The organism is Luteimonas rhizosphaerae, assembly GCF_002849595.1.
Lineage (GTDB): Bacteria > Pseudomonadota > Gammaproteobacteria > Xanthomonadales > Xanthomonadaceae > Luteimonas > Luteimonas cellulosilyticus.
Map to the genome: position 1 here is coordinate 169033 of NZ_NRQR01000002.1, position 17014 is coordinate 186046.

15 protein-coding genes are annotated in these 17014 nt (G+C 70.0%); 8 read left to right on the forward strand and 7 right to left on the reverse strand.

The genetic code is table 11. The features are described from left to right. Positions 1–66 precede the first annotated feature (66 nt). The 3 genes from CJ022_RS01200 to CJ022_RS01210 form a co-directional block, all read right to left on the reverse strand. On the reverse strand, positions 67–1074 hold the full coding sequence (locus CJ022_RS01200; RefSeq protein ID WP_143703850.1) for an alpha-E domain-containing protein: 1008 nt from the start codon (positions 1072–1074) through the stop codon (positions 67–69). Positions 1075–1077: 3 nt separating this feature from the next. After that, the gene (locus CJ022_RS01205; protein WP_199171399.1) at positions 1078–2490 is read right to left on the reverse strand and encodes a circularly permuted type 2 ATP-grasp protein; all 1413 of its coding nucleotides are present in this window, start codon (positions 2488–2490) and stop codon (positions 1078–1080) included. Between the two features lie 166 nt (positions 2491–2656). Beyond that, a complete protein-coding gene (locus CJ022_RS01210) occupies positions 2657–3775 on the reverse strand; it encodes a methionine adenosyltransferase (RefSeq protein WP_101924883.1) in 1119 nt (372 codons plus the stop codon). A 186-nt stretch (positions 3776–3961) separates the two neighbouring features. On the opposite strand from CJ022_RS01210, the gene CJ022_RS01215 reads away from it, so the two are divergent. Beyond that, a complete protein-coding gene (locus CJ022_RS01215; RefSeq protein ID WP_101924884.1) occupies positions 3962–5011 on the forward strand; it encodes a metal-dependent hydrolase in 1050 nt (349 codons plus the stop codon). Positions 5012–5224: 213 nt separating this feature from the next. Here the strand turns inward: CJ022_RS01215 and dusB are convergent, their stop codons facing one another. The 4 genes from dusB to CJ022_RS01235 all read right to left on the reverse strand — a co-directional run bounded on the left by dusB (position 5225) and on the right by CJ022_RS01235 (position 9808). Continuing rightward, positions 5225–6223, reverse strand: coding sequence for a tRNA dihydrouridine synthase DusB (gene dusB, locus CJ022_RS01220; RefSeq protein ID WP_101924885.1), 999 nt, complete (start codon positions 6221–6223; stop codon positions 5225–5227). 49 nt (positions 6224–6272) lie between these two features. Further along, positions 6273–7226, reverse strand: a complete 954-nt coding sequence (locus tag CJ022_RS01225; RefSeq protein ID WP_101924886.1) for a ribokinase — start codon at positions 7224–7226, stop codon at positions 6273–6275. Between the two features lie 61 nt (positions 7227–7287). Continuing rightward, the gene (locus tag CJ022_RS01230) at positions 7288–8586 is read right to left on the reverse strand and encodes a NupC/NupG family nucleoside CNT transporter (protein ID WP_101924887.1); all 1299 of its coding nucleotides are present in this window, start codon (positions 8584–8586) and stop codon (positions 7288–7290) included. Positions 8587–8674: 88 nt separating this feature from the next. Further along, positions 8675–9808, reverse strand: a complete 1134-nt coding sequence (locus CJ022_RS01235; protein WP_101924888.1) for a GGDEF domain-containing protein — start codon at positions 9806–9808, stop codon at positions 8675–8677. A gap of 143 nt (positions 9809–9951) precedes the next feature. Here CJ022_RS01235 and CJ022_RS01240 point away from each other — a divergent pair, with 143 nt between their 5' ends. From CJ022_RS01240 to CJ022_RS01270, 7 genes are all read left to right on the forward strand, one after another. Then, positions 9952–10923: an aldo/keto reductase gene (locus tag CJ022_RS01240; protein WP_101924889.1), complete on the forward strand. Its 972-nt coding sequence runs from the start codon at positions 9952–9954 to the stop codon at positions 10921–10923. A 382-nt stretch (positions 10924–11305) separates the two neighbouring features. Then, complete coding sequence (gene hemP, locus CJ022_RS01245; RefSeq protein ID WP_233198551.1) at positions 11306–11503, forward strand: hemin uptake protein HemP; 198 nt, start codon at positions 11306–11308, stop codon at positions 11501–11503. Between the two features lie 148 nt (positions 11504–11651). Next, positions 11652–13880, forward strand: coding sequence for a TonB-dependent hemoglobin/transferrin/lactoferrin family receptor (locus tag CJ022_RS01250; RefSeq protein ID WP_101924891.1), 2229 nt, complete (start codon positions 11652–11654; stop codon positions 13878–13880). 2 nt (positions 13881–13882) lie between these two features. Further along, complete coding sequence (locus CJ022_RS01255; protein ID WP_101924892.1) at positions 13883–14536, forward strand: Hemin transport protein; 654 nt, start codon at positions 13883–13885, stop codon at positions 14534–14536. A gap of 14 nt (positions 14537–14550) precedes the next feature. Then, the gene (locus CJ022_RS01260) at positions 14551–15495 is read left to right on the forward strand and encodes a DUF6607 family protein (RefSeq protein ID WP_233198540.1); all 945 of its coding nucleotides are present in this window, start codon (positions 14551–14553) and stop codon (positions 15493–15495) included. A gap of 102 nt (positions 15496–15597) precedes the next feature. Further along, positions 15598–16569, forward strand: coding sequence for an SPFH domain-containing protein (locus CJ022_RS01265; RefSeq protein WP_101924894.1), 972 nt, complete (start codon positions 15598–15600; stop codon positions 16567–16569). Between the two features lie 10 nt (positions 16570–16579). Beyond that, positions 16580–17011: an NfeD family protein gene (locus CJ022_RS01270; RefSeq protein ID WP_101924952.1), complete on the forward strand. Its 432-nt coding sequence runs from the start codon at positions 16580–16582 to the stop codon at positions 17009–17011. Positions 17012–17014: the final 3 nt, after the last annotated feature.

The following is a 17014-nucleotide window of genomic DNA, read 5'->3' on the forward strand; positions in this document are numbered from 1 at the left end:
CGGGACAGCCTGGTGAAGAAGAAGCGAGCGGCAATTGTGCACGCTGGGGCCTGAAGCGGACAGCCGTCATCCGGTGGTCTGCCATTGCACCTGGCGCTGGCCGGTAGCGATGGGGCGCGACGGCGCGGTGGTCATGAACTGGCGGTGGATCTCGCTGCCGAGCTTGGTGAGCTTGCCCATCGTGTCCTGCAGCCAGGGCTCGAGGCCGCCGGCGATGATCTCGTCGATGCGCGCGTACCGCGACTGCGCCGCCAGTGCACCGGCCTGGCGCTCGACCTCCAGCGACTCGTTGCCCGACAGCGACTGCAGGATCTGGTGGATCGCGCCGACGCAGGTCTGCAGCGAGCGTGGGTTGTCGCCGTTGAGCAGCATCAGCGCGGCGACGCCGGCCGGGCTCACCGATTCGCGGTATAGGCGGCGATAGGTCTCGAACGCCGACAGCGACTGCAGCAACGCACTCCACTGGAAATACTGGACCGCGTCGCGCGCTTCGCCGGTCTCGGGCAGCTCGGCATCGCTGCCGATCATGTCGAGCAGGCGGATCGACCAGTCGGCGCGCTCGATGAAGGCGCCCATCTGCAGGAAGTGGTAACCCTCGCCGCGGCCCAGCGTGCCGATGGTGATGCCACGAAAGGAGGCCGAACGGGTCTTGACCCATTCGAGCGTGTTGCTGAGGCCGTCATGGCGCAGGCGCAGGGTGTCGAGCTTGCGGATCTCCAGCCACGAGGCATTGAGGTCCTCGTACATCTCGGCGGTGATCGCCACGCGCTGGGCGCGGGCGTTCTCGCGCGCGGTGCGCACGCAGTTGAAGATCGAATTGGGATTGTCCGGCGACAGCAGCAGGTGGTGGACCACGCTCTCGGCATCGATCGCGCGGCCGTCGGCGGTGAAGCTGTCGACCAGTCCTAGCGAATCCAGCGCCCGCCGCCACGGCGCGGCCGCGGCCTTGCCGCGATCGAGGCGTTCGGGCAGCAGCGCGATGCGCTGGGCGATGTCGAGCAGCCGGGCGGTGTTCTCGGCGCGCTCCATGTGGCGCGCGACCCAGTAGAGATCGTAAGCGGTTCTGCACAGCACGCGTCAGTTCTCCATGATCCAGGTGTCCTTCGTCCCGCCGCCCTGCGACGAGTTGACGACCAGCGAACCCTCGCGCAGTGCCACACGCGTGAGGCCACCGGGGATGACGTGGATGCGCCGTCCGCTGAGGATGTAGGGGCGCAGGTCGATGTGCCGCGGCGCCAGCCCGCTCTCGACGTAGGTCGGGCAGGTCGACAGCGACAGGGTCGGCTGGGCGATGTAGTTGCTCGGGTCGGCGAGGATGCGCGCGCGAAATTCCTCGATCTCCGCCTTCGTCGACGCGGGGCCGACCAGCATGCCGTAGCCGCCGGCGCCGTGGACTTCCTTGACCACGAGTTCGGGCAGGTGCTCGAGCGCGTACTTCAGGTCGTCCGGATTGCGCAGCTGCCACGTCGGCACGTTGTGCAGGATCGGCTCCTCGCTGAGGTAGTAGCGAATCATGTCGGGCACGTAGGGATACACGGACTTGTCGTCGCCGACGCCAGTGCCCGGCGCATTCGCCAGCGTGACGTTGCCGGCGCGATAGGCGCCGAACAGTCCCGGCACGCCGAGCCGCGACTCGGGGCGGAACACGGTCGGGTCGAGGAAGTCGTCGTTGATGCGGCGGTAGATCACGTGGACCCGTTGCGCGCCGCGCGTGGTCTGCGCGTAGACCATGTCGTTCTGCACGAACAGGTCCGCGCCCTCCACCAGTTCCACGCCCATCTGCTGGGCCAGGAACGCGTGCTCGAAGTAGGCCGAGTTCGCCGCGCCCGGGGTCAGCACCGCGACCACGGGATTGTCGACATTCGCCGGCGCGCATTCGCGCAGGATGTCGAACAGGGCATCGGGATAGCGCTCGACCGGCGCGATCTGCTGGCGTGCGAACACTTCCGGCAGCAGCCGCGACATCATCCGCCGGTTCTCGAGCATGTACGACACGCCCGAGGCCACGCGGAGGTTGTCCTCGAGCACGTAGTACTCGCCGTCGCCGGCGCGTACCAGGTCGATGCCCGACACGTGCGAGTACACGTTGCCGGCGAGCTTGAGGCCCTGCATTTCCTTGCGGTATTCGCTGTTGTCGAGCACCAGCTCGGCGGGAATGCGGCGGTCGCGCAGGATCCGCTGCTCGCCGTAGATGTCGCCGAGGAACAGGTTCAGCGCGTGCACGCGCTGCCGCAGGCCGGCTTCGAGCATCTTCCACTCGGCCGCCGGGACGATCCGCGGCACGAGATCGAACGGGATCAGGCGTTCGTTGCCCGATTCCTCGCCGTAGACCGAGAACGTGATGCCGACGCGGTGGAAGGAGATCTCCGCCTGACGCCGTTTGTGGGCGATCTCGTCGGCGGGGGTGCGTTGTCGCCAGTCGTCGAAGGCGCGGTAGTGCGGCCGGACGTTGCCGTCCGCATCGTGCATCTCGTCATAGCTGGGCGGCATCGTGGACAGGCTCCGGTGGGGTCGGCGCAATGTGTCGCACCGCACAGATAGCATGTGAGTTGGACGATGCACAACGAGTGAGGACACGCTGCTGCAGGCGGCGCGCCAACGGAAACGGGCCGCTTGCGCGGCCCGTCCGGGGGAACATCCTGCGTGGTCGCGTCGCTTATTTCAGCTTCGCGGCGGCGCGCAGCGCCTCGGCGCGATCGGTCTTCTCCCACGAGAACGACGTCGCGTCGTGCGACACGCCGGCGCCGTCGGTGTAGCTGAAGTTCTTCGGCTTGCGGCCGAAGTGGCCGTAGGCCGCCGTCTGCTGGTACATCGGATGGATGAGGTCGAGCATCTGGATGATGCCGTACGGGCGCAGGTCGAAATGCTTGCGGATCAGCTTCTCGATGGTCTCGTCGGGCACCTTGCCGGTGCCGAACGTCGTCACCGAGAGCGAGGTCGGCTCGGCGACGCCGATCGCGTACGACACCTGCACTTCGCAACGGTCGGCGAGGCGGGCCGCGACGACGTTCTTGGCGACGTAACGCGCGGCGTACGCAGCCGAGCGGTCGACCTTCGACGGATCCTTGCCCGAGAACGCACCGCCACCGTGGCGCGCCCAGCCGCCGTAGGTGTCGACGATGATCTTGCGGCCGGTCAGGCCGCAGTCGCCGACGGGGCCGCCGATGATGAACTTGCCGGTCGGATTGATGTGGTACTTGGTGCCCTTGTGCAGCCACTTCGACGGCAGCACGGGCTTGATGATCTCTTCGCGGACGGCCTCGATCAGGTCCTTCGCGTCGGGACGCAGCCACGAGAGGCTGGAATTCTTCTTCTTGCGCACCTGCGCCTGGCGCTCGACCAGACGGTGCGACAGGTGGATCGCGGCCGGCATGAAGCTGTCGGTCTCGTTGGTCGCGTAGCCGAACATCAGGCCCTGGTCGCCGGCACCCTGTTCTTCGGGCTTCTTGCGGTCCACGCCCTGGTTGATGTCGGGCGACTGCTTGCCGATCAGGTTCAGCACGCCGCAGGTCTCGCCGTCGAAACCGACGTCGGAGCTGTTGTAGCCGATGTCGAGGATGACCTTGCGGGTCAGCGCCTCGAGGTCGATCCACGCACTGGTCGTGACTTCGCCGGCAACGATCGCCACGCCGGTCTTGACCAGCGTCTCGCAGGCGACGCGGGCGCGCTTGTCCTGCGCGAGGATCGCGTCGAGCACCGCGTCGGAAATCTGGTCGGCGATCTTGTCCGGATGGCCCTCGGAGACCGACTCGGAAGTGAAGAGGTAGCTGGACATCACGGCTCCTGAAAGGGATACATCCCTGTATGCGGATGAAAAGATGGCCGCGAATGATACACGCGCGGCCGGCGGGGTGCATCTTGCACGGGGCCGCGTTGGGCCGAGGTTAACGCGCTGCGCGGGCCTGCGTATGACATCGCGGCGGCGTGTGGCGCGCCATCGACGGCTGCTAGCATCGCCGCCATGGACTCCCTGACCCAGATCGTGCTCGGCGCATCGGTCGCCGCTGCCGTCGTGCCTGCCGCCCATCGCCGCGCCGCGCTCGCCGCGGGTGCCGTGCTCGGCACCTTGCCGGACCTCGACGGCGTTCCCATCGCCTGGATGACCGGCGATCCGGTGCTGCGCATGACCCTGCACCGCGGCCTGACCCATTCGCTGCTCGTGTTGCCGCTGGCCGCCGCGGCGATCTGGTGGCTGTTCCGGCGCTTCGGGCACGGCCGTGTCGCGGCGTCGCCGGTGCGCTGGTACTGGGCGATCACGCTCGCGCTGGTGACGCATCCGCTGCTCGATGCGTTCACCGTCTACGGCACGCAACTGCTTTGGCCGTTCCGGCCGTCGCCGGCGATGTGGTCGAGCGTCTTCATCATCGATCCGCTCTATACGGTGTGGCTGCTGGTCGGCGTGCTGGTCGCCGTGTTCGCCGGGCCGCGCCGGATCGCGGGCCGCGGCATCGCGATCGGCCTCGTGCTGAGCACGGCATATCTGGGCTGGTCGCTGGTGGCGAAGGGGCTGGTGGAACGCGAAGCGGACCGCGCGCTGGTCGCGATGGGGCTGGGCGACGCGCCGCGCTTCTCGGTGCCGATGCCGGCGAACACCGTGCTGTGGCGCGTCGTCGCGATGACCGACGACGGCTACGTCGAGGGCTTCCATTCGCTGGCGGTCGATCGCGGTCCGATGCGCTTCACCGCGTTTCCCTCGGACGTCGCGGCGCTGCGCGCGAACGCCGACCTGCCGTCGGTACAGCGGCTCGTCTGGTTCAACCACGGCTTCATGGGTGCGACCGTGGTCGACGACGAACTGCTGCTCAGCGATCTGCGCATGGGCAACGAGCCCGACTATTTCTTCCGCTTCGCCGTGTCGCGCCGCGCCGGTGAGGGCTGGACCGCGATCCCGCCACGGCAGCCGGCGATGGCGCGCGACCTCGGCGCGACCTGGAACGCCACCTGGGCACGCATCTGGCACGAGCCCACGGCGCCGGGGCTGGCGACGGGCGAGGCGGTGGGCGGTCCCTGAGGCTGGACGGGCGACGCGCATGCGAGCGGGCGCATCGCCGTCGGTCAATCCGTGGGTCGCACGTGGCCGGCGTCGCGACGTGCCGCCGGCACGGCGACAGCGCCTGGAGGAGCGCGCTTGCGCGCGATGCGGCGTTCCACTCGGGACTTGTTCGCGCGCCTGCAGGTCGCGATCGCGGACGGTCAGCAGGGCGCGTCGCCAGCGCCGGGCACTTCAGGCCGCCAGCGCCGCCAGCGGATCGTCACCGGCGATCAGCGCATCGAAGTAGTCGCGGGTCAACGCGAGCTGCGCGTCGGCGGTCTCCGCGCGGTTGACCACGTGACGGAAGGCGGCGTTCTCGGGACGGTCCTTGGCGTACCAGCCCAGGTGCTTTCGGGCGATGCGCACGCCGGAGACTTCGCCGTAGAAGGCGTGCAATGCGACGAGGTGGCCGAGCAGGAGATCGCGGATCTCGACCAGAGACGGCGGCGGCAGCGTCTCGCCGGTGGCGAGGAAGTGGGCGATCTCGCGGAAGATCCACGGCCGGCCCTGCGCCGCGCGCCCGACCATCACCGCATCGACACCCGTGTGCCGCAGCACCGCCAGTGCCTTCTGCGGCGAATCGATGTCGCCGTTGGCGATGATTGGGATCGACAGCGCCGCCTTGATCGCGGCGATGGTGTCGTACTCGGCGCTGCCGGTGTAGTGCTGGTCGCGCGTGCGGCCGTGCACGGCGAGCGCGGCGATGCCGGCATCCTCGGCGATGCGCGCGATCACCGGCGCGTTGCGGTGGCAGGCATCCCATCCGGTGCGGATCTTCAGCGTGACCGGCACGTCGACCGCGCCCACCACGGCAGCGAGGATCGCCGCCACCAGCGCCTCGTCCTGCATCAGCGCCGAGCCCGCCCACGCGTTGCAGACCTTCTTGGCGGGGCAGCCCATGTTGATGTCGATGATCTGCGCGCCGTGGTCGACGTTGTAGCGCGCGGCATCGGCCAGCATCGCCGGCACGGTGCCGGCGATCTGCACGCCGACCGGCGCCGGCTCGCCGTCGTGGTCCATGCGCCGCAGCGATTTTTCGGTCTGCCAGAAACGCGGATCGCTGATCGTCATTTCCGACATGGCCAGGCCCGCGCCCAGGCGCTTGCACAGCTGCCGGAACGGCTTGTCGGTGACCCCGGCCATCGGAGCCAGGAGCACGTTCGGAGCGATGCGGTAGGGGCCGATCTGCATGGCGCGTATTGTCGCCGATCGCCGCGAGCGGGGTGATCGCGCCGCGGCGTCAGGCGTCCGGGCTCGCCAGATGCGGCATGCCGGCCGCCGCGCCGGTCTGCTCGGTCGACAGGCCGGCATAGCGGGTCGCGAAGCGCACGTGCGCGGCGAACGGCGTGGCGCGGCCCGCCGCCAGCGACGCCGCCAGCGCGCCGTTGAAGGCATCGCCGGCGCCGGTGGTGTCGATGGGCTCGACCCGGTCGGCGGCGACGCGGTAGTAGGGCGTCGCATCGCCGCGCAGCAGGTCTTCGCGATGCGACACGAAGGCGCCGGCCGCGCCGAGGGTGACAACGACGGTGCCGCGGGGCAGCAGCGTGCGGCACATGCGATGCAGCTGGGCGTCGGCGCTGCCGGCAATCGCGTCGCTGTCGATGCGGGTGCTGCTGTGGCGTTCGAGCAGCGCGGCGAACTCGGTCTCGTTCGGGGTCAGGATGTCGGCCGCGGCGAGCAGTTCGCGCAGGCAGTCGGCATTCGCCGGCGCCGGATTCAACAGCGTGGTGGTGCCCGCCGCGCGCGCGAGGCGCATCGCTTCGAGCACGCTGCCCAGCGGCGACTCGAGCTGGGCCAGCAGCACGCGCGCGCCGATGAGCGTGTCCGACTGGCGGGTGATGAAGGCGGGCGACAGGTCGGCATTCGCGCCCGCGCCGATGACGATGGTGTTGTGGCCGGAATCGTCGACGTAGATGCCGGCCGTGCCGGTGGGATGCGGGCTGCGCTGCACGCGCAGTTCGATGGCGTCGGTCGCGGCCAGCTCGCGCGCCTGCTGGCCGCCGACATCGTCGCCCAGTGCGCAGACGAAGCTGGTGCGCGCGCCCGCGCGCGCGCTGGCCACGGCCTGGTTGAAGCCCTTGCCGCCGGGGCCGGTGCGGTACAGGCCGCCCAGCGTCTCGCCGCGACGCGGCAGGCGGGTGCAGGTCCACACGTGATCGACATTGAACGACCCGACGACGACGACCTGGCTCACTGCGACGACCCCGGCACCGATGCGACGTGCCAGCGCACGTCGGCCTGCCCACGCGAAACGCTCATCCCGACACGCTGCTCAGCACGCCGGCGATCGTCGCGGTCATCATCGTCGCGATGGAGCCGCCCAGCACCGCGCGCAGGCCGAAGCGCGCGAGATCGGCGCGTCGCTCCGGCGCGATGCCGCCGATGCCGCCGATCTGGATCGCGATCGAACTGAAGTTGGCGAAGCCGCACAGGGCGTAGGTCGCGATCAGTGCGCCCTGCGGGCCCAGCGTCACGCCGGGCACGTTGCCCTGCACGATCTCGCCGAGCTGCACGTAGGCGACGAACTCGTTGAGCACGACCTTGGTGCCGATCAGTCCGCCAACTGTCGCCGCGTCTTCCCACGGCACGCCGATCAGCCACGCCAGCGGCGCGAGCGTCCAGCCGAGCAGGGCGGACAGGTCGGTCGGACGGCCGAGCGCGTTCTGCAGGCCGGTCACCTCACCCATCCACACCAGCGGCGCGTTGAGCAGCGCGATCAGGGCGATGAAGGCGAGCAGCATCGCGCCGACGTTCAACGCGAGCTTGAGACCGTCCGCGGCGCCCGCCGCGGCGGCGTCGATGACGTTGGCCGTGGTCTTCTCGACGTTGACGCGCACTTCGCCGAGGGTCTGCGGCACCTGGGTCTCGGGCACCAGGATCTTGGCGATGACGAGGGTCGCGGGCGCGGCCATGATGCTCGCGGTGATCAGATGCTTGGCGTAGACCGCCTGCTGCACGGGATCGTTGCCGCCCAGCAGCAGCACGTACGCACCGAGCACGCCGCCGGCGATGGTCGCCATGCCGCCGACCATCAGCGTCAGTAGTTCCGACGGCGTCATGCCGGCGATGTAGGGGCGCACGACCAGCGGCGCCTCGGTCTGGCCGATGAAGGCGTTGGCGCAGACCGACAGGGTTTCCGCGCCCGAGACGCGCATCGCCTTGGTGATGCCCCAGGCCATGGTCTGCACGATCTTCTGCATCACGCCGAGGTGGTAGAGCACGCTCATGAAGCTGGCGAAGAAGATGATCGTCGGCAGCACCTGGAACGCGAACACGAAGCCGAACTTCCCGGCATCGCTGAAGTCGCCGAAGATGAAGCGCGCGCCTTCCGTGGTGAAACCCAGCAGGCGTACGAATCCGCTCGACAGCACGTCGAACACGCCCGCGCCCCACGGCGTCAGCAGCACCAGGCAGGCGATGACGATCTGCAGCACGATGCCGACGCCGACCAGGCGCCAGTCGACGGCGCGGCGGTTGTTCGAGCACAGCCAGGTGATGCCCAGCAGGACCGCGAGACCCAACAGGCCGAACCCGGCCCGTAGCAAGAAATCCATCGCAGGCCCCTGAGCCCCTCATGAAGTCGCGCAGCCTAGTGCAGCGGGCGCCAGCCGGCAACCACAGGCCGCGTGAAAACGCCGTCGTTCAGGCGTCGCGCGCCACCACCCGGTTGCGGCCCGCGCGCTTGGCCTGCTGCAGCCGGCGGTCGCCGACCCCGAGCAGCGCCGAAGGCGTGGCGCCGTCCTGCGGGCTGGCCGCGAGCCCGGCACTGAAGCTGATCGGCAGTGGCGCGCCGCTGCGGTCGGTGAGGAAACCGCTGGCGGCGAGATCGCGCCGCGCCCGGTCGAGCCGCTCCCAGGCGCTGCCGACGGGCCCGCGCAGCAGCAGCACGAACTCCTGGCCGCCGATCCGCGCCAGCGATTCCTCGTCGTCGGTCAGCGCCTGCAACCATGCGGCGAACCGTCGGATCGCCTGGTCGCCACCGCGCGGGCCGAGGTCTTCGTTGATCTTGCGGAAGTTGTCGAGATCGATCAGCGCCAGCGTGAGCGAGCGACCTTCCCGCCGCGCGCCGTCGAGTGCGCGCGGCATGTGCTGCAGCAACCAGGCGCGGTTCGGCAGGCCGGTCAGTCCGTCGCGCCCCGACAGGTCGACCAGCCGCTGCATGCGGTAGACGATCGCGCAGGCGATCAGCGTCATCATCACCAGCACCAGCAGCCGCTCGATCTGGCCGGCCGGCGACACCACGCCGTGGCCGATCGACACCAGGCCTTCGCGCGGCACGGCCAGCCACACCACCAGCACCAGCGCGCCGTACTGCAGGATGGCCAGCACGCCGGTGCCCAGGGCGAGGCGGCCGTCGTTGCGCAGGGCGGTCACCGCGATCGCCAGCAGATACAGGCTCCAGACGACGACGCTGTTGAGTGCGGCCGCGGGTTCGCGGGTCGCCAGCAGGCCGAGCACCAGCGTGATCATGCTGATGTCGTAGGCGCTGGTCGCGTAGGGCAGCCAGGCGTGGCGCCGCGGCCGCCGGGCGAGCGCGAGCCAGACCTGCGCCATCGCATTGGCGAAGACGGCCAGTGCCAGCCCGGCGACGACGTCGCGCTGCGGCATGCCGCCGAGCGCGGTCGCCAGTGGCAGCAGCAGGATGAGCAGCGACAGCAGGGCGCGCAGTCGCGCGACCATCAACTCGCCGCCGGCGCCGAGTTCGAGCATGACTTCATCGGCACGCCCGAGCAGCGTGCCGATGACACCAGTGGGTTCCCGGCCGGTCGCGCGCATCGGACATCCGTGTGTCGGCAGGCCGCAGGATAGCGCGTCGCATCCGCGTCGGCGGGCGACGTGACCCGTGGCGGGCAGGCGACGACGGACCGGGGAAATCGAACTGCCTACACTGTCGGCCCGTCTTCGACAGGAAGCATCCCATGCAGTACCGCCGTCTCGGTTCGTCCGGCCTCCAGCTCTCCGCCCTGTCCTTCGGTGCCTGGGTCACGTTCGGCCGGCAGATCGGCCGCAGCGACGCGCGCAACCTCATCGCCGCGGCCTGGGACGCGGGCATCAACTTCTTCGACAACGCCGAGACCTATGCGAACGGTGATGCGGAACGGGTCATGGGCGACGTCATCGCCGACCTGCGCCTGCCGCGCGACGGCTATTGCGTGTCGAGCAAGGTCTTCTTCGGCTCGGCCGCCGATCCGGCGCCCACCCAGCGGGGCCTGTCGCGCAAGCACATCCGCGATGCCTGCGACGCGGCGCTGCAGCGGCTGCGGGTCGACCATCTCGATCTCTTCCTGTGCCACCGGCCCGATCCGGAGACCCCGGTCGCCGAGACCGTCTGGGCAATGGACGCATTGATCCGGCAGGGCAAGGTCCTGTACTGGGGCACGTCGGAATGGCCGGCCGCGCTGATCCGCGAGGCCGACCGGATCGCGCGGGCGCACCACCTGCACGGCCCGACGCTGGAGCAGCCGGAATACAACCTGTTGCACCGCGACCGCGTCGAGCTGGAATACGCGCCGCTGTACTCGGACCTGGGCCTGGGCACGACGGTCTGGTCGCCGCTGGCCTCGGGCCTGTTGACCGGCAAGTATGCAGCCGGCGTGCCCGCGGACAGCCGCCTGGCGCAGCCGGACATGGCCTGGCTGCAGGCCGGTGTGCTCGGCGATGCCACGGCGCGGCGCGGTGAGCGCGCGGCGCGTTTCGTCGCGCTCGCCGCCGAACTCGGCGTCGCGCCCGCACCGCTGGCGATCGCCTGGTGTCTGACCAATCCGCACGTGTCGACGGTGCTGCTGGGGGCGAGCCGGGTCGCCCAGCTGACCGAGAACCTCACCGCGCTGGACCTGCTGACGCGTTTCGACGAGACGGTCTGGCGCCGGGTCGAAGCGAGCTGCGGCTGAAGGGAGGGCCCGGCAGCGGGCGCCTGTTTCGGGACGTGCGCGTTCGAAAATCAGGTCCATCGATCGGGCGCGAGGCGTTCGCACGAATGACGGGTGGCCAGGGTCCGCGCGTGTTCCCAGACACGCGTCGATCGGTGACGCAGAAAGCGCGCTTGCGCGCGACGGGCATTACCGGATGCGACCCCAGCGCGTTGACGCGCCTGTCGCGCGCCAGTGCACTCCCGCAAAGCGCATCCGGGGCCCGCATGACGGGGTGCGTGAATGGCGTGCGTCGTCGACGTCGCCAAGCAAACGCCGGCAGCGCTTGACTTACAAATGAGAATCATTAGCATCGGTGGCCCGACTGGAGGATAAGCCGATGCCCGCTTCCCATGTGCAGGACATGTCCACGCCCGTCCGCGATCTGCGGACAGGCGGCAACGTCCACCAGCTGTCGACGCGCGTCGGCGAGCCCGTCGAACTGCGCGATCTCGACAGCGCCCTGCTGCTGCAGGGCCAGCGCGAAGTGCGCATCCGCCACGGCAACGAGATCTACCGCCTGCGGCATACCCGCAACGACAAGCTGATCCTCACCAAGTAATCCCGCGTCCGCGCGTGGCGCCGTCACGCGCGACGCGCAGCCCGGCGTCGCGGCCACCGCCGCGTCGCCCCCACCGTTAGGCTGCCCGCCGTCGCGTCCGCGTCTGCCAGCTCGCCTGTCTCGTCCCACGAGCCATTCGAGTCTGCCCATGCGCCTGTCCGCGTTGTCCTTTGCCGTCTGCCTGGCCTTGCCCGGCGTCGTTGCCGCCGAAGCGGCCCCCGATCCGACCGACTTCGATCGTGTCGTCGTCACCGCGACCCGCACCCAGCGGGCCATCTCCGACGTGCCGCAAACCGTCGACGTCATCGACCGCGAGCAGATGGACGCGCGGCTGGTCCGCGATCTCGGCGATCTGTTCCGCGACGAGCCCGGCATCACCGTCGGCAACAGCGTCGGCCGCTTCGGCCTGTCCGACATTCGCATCCGCGGGCTCGGCGGCAACCGCGTGCGCATCCAGACCGACGGCATCCCGGTGCCGGATGCGTTCTCGATCGGCAGCTTCTCGAGCGCCAACCGCAACTTCGTGGATCCCGACACGCTCAAGCGCGTGGAAGTCGTGCGCGGGCCGTCGAGCTCGTTGTACGGCTCGGACGCACTGGGCGGCGTCGTCTCGTTCATCACCAGGGATCCGTCGGACTATCTCGGCGACGCGCGCGATGCCTACTTCGGTGTCCGCCTCGGCGCGGACAGCGCCAACGCCGGCCTGTTCGCCGGCGCCACCGCGGCGTTCGGCGACGCGCGCTGGTCCGGCCTCGTCACCGTCGGGCACCGCCAGGGCCGGGAAACGGAGACGATGGGGCGCGTCGGCGGCGACGGCGCTGCGCGCACCGAGGCGAATCCGCAATCGACCAGCGGGCGCAGCGTGCTCGGCAAACTGGTGTTCGCGCCGGACCCGACCCAGCGCGTCCGGCTCACCGTCGAGGGCAACGAGGACGACACCGCCACCGAGGTGCTGACCTCGCGCGGCCTGCAGGCGCTGACGGGTGCGACCAACCTCGACGTCACCGGCGACGATCACCAGTCGCGCGCGCGGATCGCCTTCGCGCACGAGCGCGACGCGCTGGTGTCGTCGCTGGCGGATGCATTCGACTGGCAGGTCTATCGCCAGGACAGCCGCACGCGCCAGGACAGCGTCGAGGTCCGGCAGGTGCCGACGGCCGCGGGCGCGATCCGCGACCGGCGCGAACGCGAGTTCTTCTTCGACCAGCGCGTGTATGGGCTGCAGGCGAACGTGCGCAAGGCCTTCGCCACCGGCGCGGTCCGGCATGACCTGGCCTATGGCCTCGACGTGAGCCGGACCGAGACGCGACAGAAGCGCGATGGCCGGCGCATCTTCCCCGACACCGGCGTGGTCACGCCGGTGATGCTGCCCGATGTCTTTCCGGTGCGCGATTTCCCGCTGAGCGACACCACGCAGGCGGCGCTGTATCTGCAGGACGAGATCGCAGTCGCGGACGGCGCGTGGCGGCTGGTGCCGGCGGTGCGCGTCGACCACTACCGCCTGTCGCCCGAGGTCGACGCGATCTTCCGCGAGGACAACCCGACGACCCGGGTCGCGGCGCTCAGCGAAACCAGCGTGTCGCCGAAGCTGGGCGTCGTCTGGCACGCCAGCGATGCGGTATCGCTGTTCGGCGGCTATGCCCGCGGTTTCCGCGCGCCGCCGTACAACGACGTCAACATCGGGTTCACCAATCTGCAGTTCGGCTACACGGCGATTCCCAATCCCGACCTGCGCTCGGAAACCAGCGACGGTCTCGAACTCGGATTGCGCGTCGGCACCGACGCCGTGCACGCCAGCCTGACCGCCTACCGCACCGAGTACGACGATTTCATCGAATCGACCCGGTTCGTCGGCATCGATCCGGCGACCGGGCTGATGGTCTACCAGTCGCAGAACGTCGAGGACGCGCGCATCCACGGCGCCGAGCTCAAGGCCGGCGTGGCGCTGGGGCAGATCGCGGCGTCACTCGACGGCTGGTCCCTGCGCGCCGCTGCGGCATGGTCACGGGGCGAGGACCGCACGACGGGTGAGCCGCTGGCGAGCGTCGATCCGCTGACCTCGTCGCTGGGACTCGCCTATGCACGCGCGACCTGGGGCGCGGAACTCGCGGCGCGCGTGGTCGGGCGCCGCGACCGCCTGCCGGCGTCGGGTACGGCGGTCGACTACGCCGAGACGCCGGGTTACGGCGTGCTGGATGTCTACGCGCACTGGCAGTTCGCGCCGGGCACGCGCCTCAACGCCGGCGTCTTCAACCTCGCGGACCGCCGCTACTGGCCGGCCGGCAACATGCCGCTGGTCAATGCCGGCAGCGACACCCTGGCGCGCTACACCGCGCCGGGGCGCCAGGTCGCCGTCAATCTGTCGGTCGCGTTCTGACGATGGCCCGGCTCGCACCGCGCGATGCGGGACCGCCGGACGCGATGCGGCGCCTGCCGACGACCGCGCAACTCGCGGCCCTCGGCGCGGTGCTGTGCCTGCATCGCGCGCGCGCCGCCGATCCGGTCGCGGGCTGGTCACGCGCCTGGCGCATGCAGGTGCATCACGCGGTCGATGGCGACGGGTTGCAGGAAAGCCTGCAGGCCTTCGATGCGGACGGCGCCTGCGACTGGCAGCTGCATCTGTTGCCCGACAGCGACTTCCTGGCGTGGGAGCGACTGACCGCCGGCCTGCCCGGCGTGAGCCACGACCTCGACGACGCGCACGCCGGCGTCGGCGAACGTCTGTGGCAGGCCCTGGCGCGCCGGTTGCGTGGGGATGCATGGCGCGCCAGCGTCGTGCGGTTCGAGCCGTCGCCGGGCGCGCACATGGATGACCGCCACGCATACCCGGCCGCTCGACCGGCGTCGATCTCGGCGACCGGCGCCGACGCGGTCCGCCGGATCACCCGCGCCCACGGCATCGATGCGGCGCGCGTGATCGACGACTGCTGCTGCCAGCGCGCCGCCGCGCTCGCGCGTTCCGGCGCGACGTCGACGTCCGTCTACCGTCCCTTCGTGCTCGGCGCGCCGGCGCGTCGGCCGTCCCGTCCCTGACCCGAGAGCCTGCCATGTCCCTGCCTTCCGTCTGCCTCGCCTGCGCTTCGCTGTTGCTGCCCGCCACCGCGCTGGCCGGCGAAGTCGCCGCCTCCGATCCAGCCGCCGACCGCGCCGCCATCCTCGCAATGCAGGGCGACTACACGATCGGCTTCGCGTTCGACGAAACCGCGTTGCTGGCGCCGGGTTACCGCCGCGCCGAACCGCAGCGCAGCGGCGGCGACGAGATCGTCGTCGTCGTGGAGGACACGCCGGAGAAGATCGTGCTGCAGCACCTGCTGCTCGATGTCGACAGCGGCCATGTCGTCAAGCACTGGCGGCAGGACTGGACCTTCGAGGCGACCCGGCGCTGGGAGTTCGCCGCCGACCAGACCTGGCGCCAGCGCGACATTCCCGCGGACCGGATCGAGGGCGCCTGGACCCAGTGCGTGTTCGAGGTCAGCGATGCGCCACGTTACTGCGGCACCGGCCGCTGGGTGCACGCGCACGGCACGTCGACCTGGACCTCGGATGCGAGCTGGCGCCCGTTGCCGCGTCGGGAATACACCAAGCGCAGCGACTACAACGCGGTCGCCGCGATCAACCGCCACACCATCGTGCCGGGCGGCTGGACCCACGAGCAGGACAACACCAAGACGATCCGCGACGCCGCCGGGCACGTGACCGGCGAACTGGCCCGTGAGACCGGCTTCAACGATTACCGGCGCACGACCGCGATCGATTTCGCGCCGGCCTACGCGTACTGGGAGGCGACCCGGGCGTACTGGGCGCGGGTGCGCGCGCGCTGGGCGACGCGTCTCGACAGCGACGACGGCGTGCGGCTGAAGACCGAGGTCGACGGCATGGCCCTGATCATGCCGCTGTTCGCACAGGCGCAGACCGTGCGGGACGGCGGCCGCGTGGACGACGCCGAGATCGATGCGGTGTTCGCGGAATGGGTCGCGCCCGCCGGTCGCTGAGCGTCGCCGCGTTCATGCGCCCCGCGCTGCCCCTGTCGTATCCGGCAAGCCGCCTATACTGGGCCGGACCGGCGTATTCGCCGCACGCGACAGGAGAGCGGCATGGGCACAGGGTTGTTTCTGGCAGTGGTGCTGGCGTTCGCCGGCGTCATCGTTCTGTTCAAGACGGTGCGCATGGTGCCGCAGGGCTTCGAGTGGACCGTCGAGCGCTTCGGCAAGTACACGCACTCGATGACACCGGGCCTGCATTTCCTGGTGCCGATCGTCTACGGCGTGGGCCGCAAGATCAACATGATGGAGCAGGTGCTCGACGTGCCCAGCCAGGACGTCATCACCCGCGACAACGCGGTGGTGCGCGTCGACGGCGTGGTGTTCTTCCAGGTGCTCGACGCGGCCAAGGCGGCGTATGAAGTGTCGAACCTCGAGATCGCGACGATCGCGCTGGTGCAGACCAACATCCGCACCGTGATCGGCTCGATGGACCTCGACGAATCCCTGAGCAACCGCGAGACCATCAACGCCCAGCTGCTCAACGTCGTCGACCAGGCCACCAATCCCTGGGGCATCAAGGTCACCCGCATCGAGATCCGCGACATCCAGCCGCCGCGCGATCTCATCGACTCCATGGCCCGGCAGATGAAGGCCGAGCGCGAGCGCCGCGCGGTGATCCTCGAGGCCGAAGGGCATCGCCAGTCGGCGATCCTGCGCGCCGAGGGCGAGAAGCAGGCGGCGATCCTGGAAGCCGAAGGCGAGAAGGAAGCCGCGTTCCGCGAGGCCGAAGCGCGCGAGCGCCTGGCCGAGGCCGAAGCGCGGGCGACCGAGATGGTCTCCAACGCGATCGCCCAGGGCGACGTGCAGGCGATCAACTACTTCGTCGCGCAGAAGTACGTCGAGGCGTTCAAGGAACTGGCGACCGCGCCGAACCAGAAGTTCGTGCTGATGCCGATGGAGACCAGCGGCCTGATCGGCTCGATCGCCGGCATCGGCGAGCTGGCCAAGGAAGCGCTCGGCAACCAGAAGGCGCCGCCGACACGCGTGACCCCGCCGCCGACGCCGTCGCGCGCAGGCCTCTGACATGGACTGGCTGCGCTGGGATGTCGTGGGCTGGGGCGCGATCGCACTGCTGCTGATGGCGGCCGAAACCCTGGCGCCGGGCGCGTTCCTGCTCTGGATGGGATTCGCCGCGGCCGCGGTGTTCCTGGTCACGCTGGTCGTGCCCGGACTGTCGGTGCTGGCCCAGGTCGCGCTGTTCGTCGGCCTGAGCTTCGTGTCGGTGCTGATCTACCGGACCTGGTTCCGCGGTCGCGAGCGCCAGAGCGACCACCCCACGCTCAACCGCCGCGCGTCGCAGCACATCGGGCGCGTGCTGCCGCTGGAGCAGGCGATCATCGCCGGGCGCGGCCGGGTGCGGATCGGCGATGCGTTCTGGGTCGTCGAAGGCCAGGATCTGCCGGCGGGTGCATCGGTGCGCATCGTCGGCACCGACGGCGTCAACCTGCACGTCGAACCGGCCTGAGTC

Excerpts from the sequence above, each read along its gene's own strand:
- CJ022_RS01215 (WP_101924884.1), top strand. The coding sequence starts at position 3,962 with ATGGACTCCCTGACCCAGATCGTGCTCGGCGCATCGGTCGCCGCTGCC.
- CJ022_RS01265 (WP_101924894.1), top strand. The coding sequence starts at position 15,598 with ATGGGCACAGGGTTGTTTCTGGCAGTGGTGCTGGCGTTCGCCGGCGTC.
- CJ022_RS01235 (WP_101924888.1), bottom strand. The coding sequence starts at position 9,808 with ATGCGCGCGACCGGCCGGGAACCCACTGGTGTCATCGGCACGCTGCTC.
- CJ022_RS01255 (WP_101924892.1), top strand. The coding sequence starts at position 13,883 with ATGGCCCGGCTCGCACCGCGCGATGCGGGACCGCCGGACGCGATGCGG.
- CJ022_RS01205 (WP_199171399.1), bottom strand. The coding sequence starts at position 2,490 with ATGCCGCCCAGCTATGACGAGATGCACGATGCGGACGGCAACGTCCGG.
- CJ022_RS01210 (WP_101924883.1), bottom strand. The coding sequence starts at position 3,775 with ATGTCCAGCTACCTCTTCACTTCCGAGTCGGTCTCCGAGGGCCATCCG.
- CJ022_RS01240 (WP_101924889.1), top strand. The coding sequence starts at position 9,952 with ATGCAGTACCGCCGTCTCGGTTCGTCCGGCCTCCAGCTCTCCGCCCTG.
- CJ022_RS01230 (WP_101924887.1), bottom strand. The coding sequence starts at position 8,586 with ATGGATTTCTTGCTACGGGCCGGGTTCGGCCTGTTGGGTCTCGCGGTC.
- dusB (WP_101924885.1), bottom strand. The coding sequence starts at position 6,223 with ATGCAGATCGGCCCCTACCGCATCGCTCCGAACGTGCTCCTGGCTCCG.
- CJ022_RS01250 (WP_101924891.1), top strand. The coding sequence starts at position 11,652 with ATGCGCCTGTCCGCGTTGTCCTTTGCCGTCTGCCTGGCCTTGCCCGGC.
- CJ022_RS01260 (WP_233198540.1), top strand. The coding sequence starts at position 14,551 with ATGTCCCTGCCTTCCGTCTGCCTCGCCTGCGCTTCGCTGTTGCTGCCC.
- hemP (WP_233198551.1), top strand. The coding sequence starts at position 11,306 with ATGTCCACGCCCGTCCGCGATCTGCGGACAGGCGGCAACGTCCACCAG.